The 7,544-nt window shown below is 32.4% G+C and carries 11 protein-coding genes and 1 riboswitch; of the genes, 2 read left to right on the forward strand and 9 right to left on the reverse strand.

The genetic code is table 11. From position 1 onward, the window contains the following. Positions 1-280: 280 nt before the first annotated feature. From CD155_RS10665 to CD155_RS10695, 7 genes are all read right to left on the reverse strand, one after another. A complete protein-coding gene (locus tag CD155_RS10665; RefSeq protein ID WP_070832239.1) occupies positions 281-1,090 on the reverse strand; it encodes a MetQ/NlpA family ABC transporter substrate-binding protein in 810 nt (269 codons plus the stop codon). Positions 1,091-1,110: 20 nt separating this feature from the next. After that, positions 1,111-1,806, reverse strand: coding sequence for a methionine ABC transporter permease (locus CD155_RS10670; protein ID WP_002441663.1), 696 nt, complete (start codon positions 1,804-1,806; stop codon positions 1,111-1,113). Then, complete coding sequence (locus tag CD155_RS10675) at positions 1,799-2,824, reverse strand: methionine ABC transporter ATP-binding protein (protein ID WP_070832242.1); 1,026 nt, start codon at positions 2,822-2,824, stop codon at positions 1,799-1,801. Before CD155_RS10675 ends, CD155_RS10670 begins: the two co-directional genes overlap by 8 nt. 88 nt (positions 2,825-2,912) lie before the next feature. Next, positions 2,913-3,015, reverse strand: a riboswitch (SAM riboswitch). Between the two features lie 57 nt (positions 3,016-3,072). Then, positions 3,073-3,369 carry a thioredoxin family protein gene (locus CD155_RS10680; protein WP_002441660.1) on the reverse strand — a complete coding sequence of 99 codons (297 nt, stop codon included), beginning with the start codon at positions 3,367-3,369 and terminating at the stop codon, positions 3,073-3,075. After that, positions 3,362-3,748, reverse strand: coding sequence for a toprim domain-containing protein (locus tag CD155_RS10685; RefSeq protein WP_002441658.1), 387 nt, complete (start codon positions 3,746-3,748; stop codon positions 3,362-3,364). Before CD155_RS10685 ends, CD155_RS10680 begins: the two co-directional genes overlap by 8 nt. A 196-nt stretch (positions 3,749-3,944) precedes the next feature. Next, complete coding sequence (gene gcvH / locus CD155_RS10690; protein ID WP_070832245.1) at positions 3,945-4,325, reverse strand: glycine cleavage system protein GcvH; 381 nt, start codon at positions 4,323-4,325, stop codon at positions 3,945-3,947. 172 nt (positions 4,326-4,497) lie between these two features. After that, a complete protein-coding gene (locus CD155_RS10695; protein ID WP_103213313.1) occupies positions 4,498-4,851 on the reverse strand; it encodes an arsenate reductase family protein in 354 nt (117 codons plus the stop codon). Between the two features lie 141 nt (positions 4,852-4,992). Between CD155_RS10695 and CD155_RS10700 the strand changes: the two genes are divergently transcribed. Next, a complete protein-coding gene (locus CD155_RS10700) occupies positions 4,993-5,316 on the forward strand; it encodes a thioredoxin family protein (protein WP_037541218.1) in 324 nt (107 codons plus the stop codon). 77 nt (positions 5,317-5,393) lie between these two features. Here CD155_RS10700 and CD155_RS10705 read toward each other — a convergent pair whose 3' ends face one another. Continuing rightward, positions 5,394-5,936: a nitroreductase family protein gene (locus CD155_RS10705; protein WP_103213314.1), complete on the reverse strand. Its 543-nt coding sequence runs from the start codon at positions 5,934-5,936 to the stop codon at positions 5,394-5,396. Between the two features lie 78 nt (positions 5,937-6,014). After that, a complete protein-coding gene (gene aroD, locus CD155_RS10710; RefSeq protein ID WP_103213315.1) occupies positions 6,015-6,737 on the reverse strand; it encodes a type I 3-dehydroquinate dehydratase in 723 nt (240 codons plus the stop codon). A 169-nt stretch (positions 6,738-6,906) separates the two neighbouring features. Between aroD and CD155_RS10715 the strand changes: the two genes are divergently transcribed. Further along, complete coding sequence (locus tag CD155_RS10715) at positions 6,907-7,329, forward strand: organic hydroperoxide resistance protein (RefSeq protein ID WP_002441647.1); 423 nt, start codon at positions 6,907-6,909, stop codon at positions 7,327-7,329. Positions 7,330-7,544: the final 215 nt, after the last annotated feature.

The following is a 7,544-nucleotide window of genomic DNA, read 5'->3' on the forward strand; positions in this document are numbered from 1 at the left end:
GTGTAGGTGTAGGTATACTATATAAAGTATTATAATATTTAATTAAAAAATCGAGACTGGGACATATTAAATATCTCAGTCTCTTTTAACATATTGGCAGTAGATGTCTGGATTGAAAGCGCGCTTACATCAAGCTTCTCTCAATCCTAGACATCCTTGCCGGCGGGGCCCCAACATAGAGAATTTCTTAAAAAGAAATTCTACAAACAATGCAAGTTGGGAGAGGGAAAACGAAATTAATTTTGTTAAATTATAATTCTGTCCCGCTCCCGATTTTTTGTTACTTAGCAGGCACCACGGCACCATCATATTTATCTTTAATGTAGTCTTGAATTTCTTTAGATTGTAATACTTCCATTAAAGCTTTGATTTTTTTATCATCTTTATGTCCTTTTTTAACAGCGATTAAGTTAGCATATGGATTATCTTTAGCATTTTCTAATGCGATAGAATCTTTCTTAGGACTTAATTTTTGATCGATTGCGTAGTTAGAGTTAATGATGACTGCATCAGCTTTTTGGTTTTGATAGATTTTAGGTAAGTATTCAGCAGATTGTTTGTCGTTAAATTTAATATCTTTCTTGTTTTCAGTGATGTCACTGAATTTAGCGTCTTCAATTTTAACGCCTTTTTTAAGTTTAATTAAACCTTCATCTACGAAGAATTTTAAGAAACGACCTTGTTCAGCAGGGTTATTTGAAACATAAACTGTTGCACCTTTAGGTAAGTCTTTTAAACTTTTGTACTTTTTAGAGTACACAGCCATTGGTTCAAGTTCTACGTTTCCTGCAGATTCAATTTTATATCCTTTTTCTTTACTTTCAGTTTTTAAGTATGGCGTATGTTGGAAGAAGTTAGCATCAATTTCGCCTTTATCTAATAATTTATTAGGTGTAGTGTAATCGTTAATTGTTTTAATTTGTAAATCGTAACCTTTTTTCTTCAATAATGGTTTAGCTTTTTCTAAAATTTCAGCATGAGGTGCTGGTGATGCACCTACTGTGATTGTTTTGCTCTTGTCGCCACCGCCACAAGCAGCTAAAGCAACTGTTAATGCTAATACTAAAATTATTCCTAAGATTTTTTTCATTGAACATTGTCCCCTTTTCTTTAGCGTTTATCAATTTTATTTGTAAGCCAATCCCCTAGGAATTGAATTATAAATACTATGATTAAGATGAATACAGTTGAAACTAAGATGACATCATTTTGATTTCGTGTGAAACCAGTTAAGTAGGCTAAGTTACCTAAACCACCGGCACCAATGACACCAGCTATAGCAGTTGAACCGACTAAAGCAATAGCTGTCACAGTAATACCTGAAACTAACGCAGGCATCGCCTCAGGAAGTAGTACCTTGCGTACGACTGTCCAAGTATTCGCCCCCATTGACCAAGCCGCTTCGATAACTCCCTTATCAATTTCTTTGAAGGCAATTTCTACTAAGCGAGCATAAAATGGTGCTGCACCGATAATAAGTGCTGGTAAAGCACCTGTTGGTCCACTAATCGTTCCAAGAATTACACTTGTAAACGGTATAAGTAATAAAATTAAAATGATAAATGGTATCGCTCTAAATAAGTTAACTATAAATGAAACAATTGTGTAGAAAACTCGAGCTGCTGGTGAATGACTTTTCGCAGATAAGAAAAGTAACACCCCTAAAATCAAACCAAAGATGAAAGCAAATATAGTAGAAACAACAGTCATATATAGTGTCTCTAATATTGCTTGCCATACATCTGGCCACTGAACATTAGGCATTGTAAACATTTCGTGGAATATTTCGCCATATGATTTACCCATGTTTCAACACCTCCACATTCACATGTTGTTGATGAAGATCATTCTTAAATTGTTCAAAGTTATCACTATCAATATGCGGTATTTGAATAACTAAGAAGCCTATAGAACCATCCTTTGTATTCTTGATATTAGCTTCAAGAATATTAACGTCTATATTATGTGTTTTAGTAATATATGAAACAATAGGTTCTGTCGTATTATCCCCAGTAAAGTTTAATCTCACTATGTAAGAATCACTCGCTAATGGTTCTAATTCATCTAGAGCATCTTCAAAGTCATCATTTAAATCATCCTTAACAAAACGTTTAGTAACTGCATGTTGTGGATTTTCAAATACTTCGCTAACTTTTCCTTGTTCTATGACTTTACCGTTTTCCATTACTGCAACTTCATCGCAAATTCGTCTAATCACATGCATTTCATGAGTAATTAATACGATTGTAAGGTTTTGTTGTTCCCTTACCTTAAGTAATAAGTCTAGAATTTCATCAGTTGTTTGAGGGTCTAAAGCACTCGTTGCTTCGTCACAAAGTAAAACATCAGGGTCATTTGCTAACGCTCTAGCTATACCTACTCTTTGCTTTTGTCCACCTGATAATTCTGATGGATACGCACTCTCTCTGCCTTTCAATCCTACAAGTTCTACAAGTTCAAGTGCTTTTTGCTTCGCTCTACCACTCGGTACTCCTGCAATTTCAAGTGGGAAAGTAATATTTTTTAATACGGTTCTTGACCATAATAAGTTGAAATGTTGGAAAATCATACTTACTTTTTGTCGTTTTTTACGCAACTCTGATTTGGATAATTTACTAATATTGTCACCATCAATAATGACATCTCCAGACGTAGGCGCTTCTAGATTGTTAAACATTCTAATTAGCGTACTTTTACCTGCACCAGAGAAACCAATAACGCCAAAAATCGAGCCTGAATCAATATTTAAATCAACGTGATCAACTGCTAGAACATCTTTGTTCTTAGTATGATATCGTTTCACTATTTGGTTTAACTTAATCACGTTAATAGCCTCCTTAAATTGCTTATATAAATTAAAAAATGCTTCCTCAATCTTTAGAGAGTTGAGAAAGCATTTGTATATCTTCTTTCTCTCATCTTCTAAAGTTAAACTTTATGTGAATTGGCACCATTTCTATATCAGACGGTTGCCGGGCTTCGTAGGGCACATCCCTCCACCTCTCTCGATAAGAGTTTACGCATCATTTAATTTGTTTTAATCCTACCACCGTACTAAAGTTTCGTCAATAACTATTTTAAATTTTCTAACAAATAAGGGACTGATTGAAAAGCATAGATTCTTTTTACTTCTTGATCCTTATTCATCACCAATAAAACAGGCACTGACATAATTTCTTTTTCTTTACTAAATTCAGGATGAAAATTAAGATCCACCTTTTTAACCGGAAGCTGTAAAATATCATTCGCAATATCTAACATTCTTTCTGAAACTTTACACGTTCCACACATTGGCGTATAGCCAAATATAAGATGTTTCTCTTCATTGTAATTTTCTGTTATATCTTCAAGATCAATTGAACTATTCATTAACTAGAACTAACCTTTCAGTGTTTAAATTAGGCATGAGATTCTTTTCTTTTTTCACTGAGAAACCATATCTATTCAAAACATTAGCTAAATAATTTTTCGGACACTTCGCGACTTCACAATATGTTTTATCAACATATATGTGTTCACTTTCGCTTAAATATCGTTTAAACCATTTTCTAATTTTTTCTCCTTCGTCATCAGAATCTGCAAGAACATAAACTTGTTTACCATAAAGTGATTCTATCATATCATCAATTTTATCTATACTCATGGTCCCATGTGTACAAATAATACTTACTGGCTCTGCGATAACTTGTTGCACTCTTTTCTTATCCGATTTACCTTCAACAATGATAACTTTATTCACAATAGTCATGTCAATCCACCTTCTAAGCGTCGATAGTTAACTGTCACTTAAACCATTCACAGAATTTAGAAAAACTAAACATCACAACGGGCAAACTTACATATGGTTAATGAAAACTAAACACTGATTTAAAATATAGTGTAAAAATTCTTTTATATTATAAATAAAACTCCTTGATTAAAATAATCGAGGAGTTTAACACATGCTATTCACCAATCATTTCTGAATATTGGTCTGCTGATAATAATGCATCTAATTGACTTTCGTCATTCATTTCTACTTTAACCATCCATGCTTTTTCGTATGGTGATTCATTAACGAATTCTGGGCTATCTTCTAATTCTTCGTTGATTTCTACAATTTTACCTGAGATAGGCGCGTATAATTCGGATACTGTTTTAACAGATTCTACACTACCAAATGTATCGCCTTCATTTAATTCGTCATCTGTTTCAGGTAGTTCAACAAATACAATGTCGCCTAACTCGTTTTGAGCGTACTCTGTAATACCAATTGTTGCTACATTATCTTCTATTTTAACCCATTCATGTTCTTTAGAATATTTAAATTCGCTCGGTACTGCCACGAGAATCCCCTCCTAATTATTAATTACATTTTAATGATGCCACACTGATATAGTTCAATCAACTATTATCTAAAAGAATTAATATGCTAAAATTCGTATTTATTTATGTAAAACACGATATTTGATACATTTTCATTTCTAATGTTCACTTTTCACGATGAGTGTTAAAAAATTATATCCAAGTATTTTTGTACGTTTCTTCTTTAAAACCTAAAGTGATTTTTTCTCCAGAGATAGCTAGTGGACGTTTTACCAACATTCCATCAGATGCTAATAAATCTAATTTTTCATCATCTGACATGTCTTTTAATTTATTTTTCAAATCAAGTTCACGATATTTAGCACCATGTGTATTAAATAATTTATTTATTTCTACACCTGTTTTCTCAATAATATCTTCAAACTCTTTTTTAGTGGGTGTGTGTTGAACAATATCGATAGGTTCGTAGCTCACACCATATTCATCTAAAAATTTAGCGGCTTTCTTACAAGTCGTACAATTTGAATATTGATAAAATTTTATCATATGTTTATTACCTCCTTATCTCTATTAAGACAAATATATCATTTTCTATAAGAAAACGCTCTACTTTTTAGGCTAATATTTTTATAAAAAAGATATCATTCGTTATAATAAATTTACTAATATTGAAAGGGAGTATAAATGATGCAAGGTATTCATAAAACTGAAGATTTTAATTCAACAATTAACAGTAATCATCCAGTTATTGTAAAATTTGAGGCCGATTGGTGTCCTGATTGTAAAGCAATGGATATGTGGATTGATCCTATTGTTGAGAAATATAATAACTACAGCTGGTACGTCGTAGACCGTGATGAATTAGAAGATGTAACCACTGAAAATGACGTAATGGGTATTCCTAGTATTTTAATTTTCCAAAATGGTGAAAAATTAGCGCATTTACATTCAGCAAATGCGAAATCTCCAGAACAAGTGGAATCATTTTTAGATGAAAATTTAAATCAATAAAAGTTAAAGGAGCTTTCTCTACTGTTTAATGTAGGGAAAACTCCTTTTTTATTTTCATACACTTAATTTTTTAAACCTTATTCAAATTCAATGATTAAATTTTTATTTTTACGTTGTGCTTTAGTTGGTTCTACTTCTAAATCTGTAAGATATAAGAAACCAGCTAAAATTTCATCGTTTTTAATATCTAAAGCTTTACGTACTTTAGGCTCGAAAATGTAATGTGGTGATTTCCAACATGTTCCGATACCTGCCTCATATAAGAGAAGCATTAAGTTTTGAGCAAATGCACCAAATGCAAAGTAATTTTCACGACTTTGTCTTTGTCTAGGATCATCTTTTAAGATTAATAATAATAAACCTCCTAGATTTGTTACTGCATTATAATGGTCTTCTCTTTTTTCAGGATTATCAGGAAATGCAAATCTCGTAATATCCTGACTGAAATCACCTAATTTATCTTTTGCAACATGAACGACTCTCCAAGGTTCTCTCATTCCGTGATTTGGAGCGTCTGTAGCTTTTTCGACAGCATCATATAATGCCTTATCGTCAATAACCATATCATGTTTAAATTTCTTGATACTTCTTCTATTAGATATAGCTTCTTGTAATTCCACTTTAATTCGCTCCTTCTACGTTCGTTGATAACAATTATCAATTATAATTCACAGTCACATTTTATTCAACTTTTCTGTTTATGATTCATAAAATTGGAGTTGCTGTTTCAGCTCCTTAACATGAATCTGACCAGGAGCTTGCGGTTCTCCCAAACAACCATACGAAACTGCACCGCCGAAGACGCCTTGAGCTGTACGACTAATTACACCTAATTTAGACATCGAGATGCCAATCACTTGATATGGCGTACTATCAGAAGTCACACTCATCGCCTCTAATAAATGTAAGACATCCTCTTTACTATGAGGCATAACTGCTAACTTCAAATATTGTGGTGACAATTTTTGCATTTTGAAATAAATAAATTTTAATTCCTCTAATGAAGGCGTCTCTTGAAAATTATGATGCGATAACACCACTTTTAGACCATTCTCTTGCGCGTGTTGAATTAACTTACCGTAAACCTCTACATCTATGGACGCGTTCCATTCAATATCTAACATATCAAACTGCGCGTGTTGGATTAACTTATACAGTAACTCTAAATATTCAGTTTCTCCAATATCCCCTTTACCGCCTTGCGTTGATGTTCGATACGTCACAAGGATTTTAAAATCCAATTTTAATTGTTTTAATTGATGAATAATCGTTTCAAATTGTTCCATATTAAAATCGAACCATTGATCTATTCTTAATTCCACAATATCAATCGAATCTCTATATTGGTAAATATCATTTAAGAGTGTTTGTGAAATTTGATTTTCCGGTGCAATTGTAGCTGCCACATCAACATGTGTCATAGTATATACCTCGTTTCTAACATCGTATTAAACTTATTTTATATTAATTGCTTTATCACTTACAAATTGCTGTTATTTAATTCATTTTCCTGAAAATGAAATTCTCTATGATTTAAAAAATTAGTCATCGGGTAGTAAACAAGTATAATGAATTTAGGAGGTAATCATAATGGCAGTTCAATATGAAACTAAAGCTACAAACGTAGGTGGACGTAAAGGACATGTTCACACTGACGATAACGCAATAAATGTAGACGTATTACCACCACAACAAGCTGACGGAAAAGCTACAAACCCTGAACAATTATTTGCAGCAGGCTATGCTTCATGCTTTAACGGTGCATTTGATCTTATCTTAAAACAAAATAAAGTACGTGACGCTGAACCTGAAGTCACATTAACTGTGCGTTTAGAAGATGATCCAGATGCAGAAAGTCCAAAACTAAGTGTCGATATTGACGCAAAAGTTAAAAACGTTTTATCACAAGAAGATGCAGAAAAATATTTAAAAGATGCACATGACTTCTGTCCATATTCTAAAGCAACACGTGGCAATATCGATGTTAACTTAAATGTAGAAGTTGTAGATTAATAATAATAAATAGTAATTGAATATATTAGAGGTTCAACCACCAACAAATTTACGTATTTTGTTGGTGGCTTTTTTATATCTAAATTCAGTAAGCTTATAAATTGTATACACCTGAAATAAAATTTATTAAGATTTAGTAAATAGAGTTAAATGAATAAATATTTTGTTAAAATAGTGCGTATTAAAATCATTTCAAGCGACAAGAAGTTCTTAAT

The organism is Staphylococcus caprae (assembly GCF_002902725.1).
Taxonomy (GTDB): Bacteria; Bacillota; Bacilli; order Staphylococcales; family Staphylococcaceae; genus Staphylococcus; species Staphylococcus caprae.

Bases quoted from the DNA above. Each gene is read 5' to 3' on its own strand.
- CD155_RS10665 (WP_070832239.1), bottom strand. From the start codon at position 1,090: ATGAAAAAAATCTTAGGAATAATTTTAGTATTAGCATTAACAGTTGCT.
- CD155_RS10670 (WP_002441663.1), bottom strand. From the start codon at position 1,806: ATGGGTAAATCATATGGCGAAATATTCCACGAAATGTTTACAATGCCT.
- CD155_RS10680 (WP_002441660.1), bottom strand. From the start codon at position 3,369: ATGAATAGTTCAATTGATCTTGAAGATATAACAGAAAATTACAATGAA.
- CD155_RS10685 (WP_002441658.1), bottom strand. From the start codon at position 3,748: ATGACTATTGTGAATAAAGTTATCATTGTTGAAGGTAAATCGGATAAG.
- CD155_RS10695 (WP_103213313.1), bottom strand. From the start codon at position 4,851: ATGATAAAATTTTATCAATATTCAAATTGTACGACTTGTAAGAAAGCC.
- CD155_RS10700 (WP_037541218.1), top strand. From the start codon at position 4,993: ATGCAAGGTATTCATAAAACTGAAGATTTTAATTCAACAATTAACAGT.
- aroD (WP_103213315.1), bottom strand. From the start codon at position 6,737: ATGACACATGTTGATGTGGCAGCTACAATTGCACCGGAAAATCAAATT.
- CD155_RS10715 (WP_002441647.1), top strand. From the start codon at position 6,907: ATGGCAGTTCAATATGAAACTAAAGCTACAAACGTAGGTGGACGTAAA.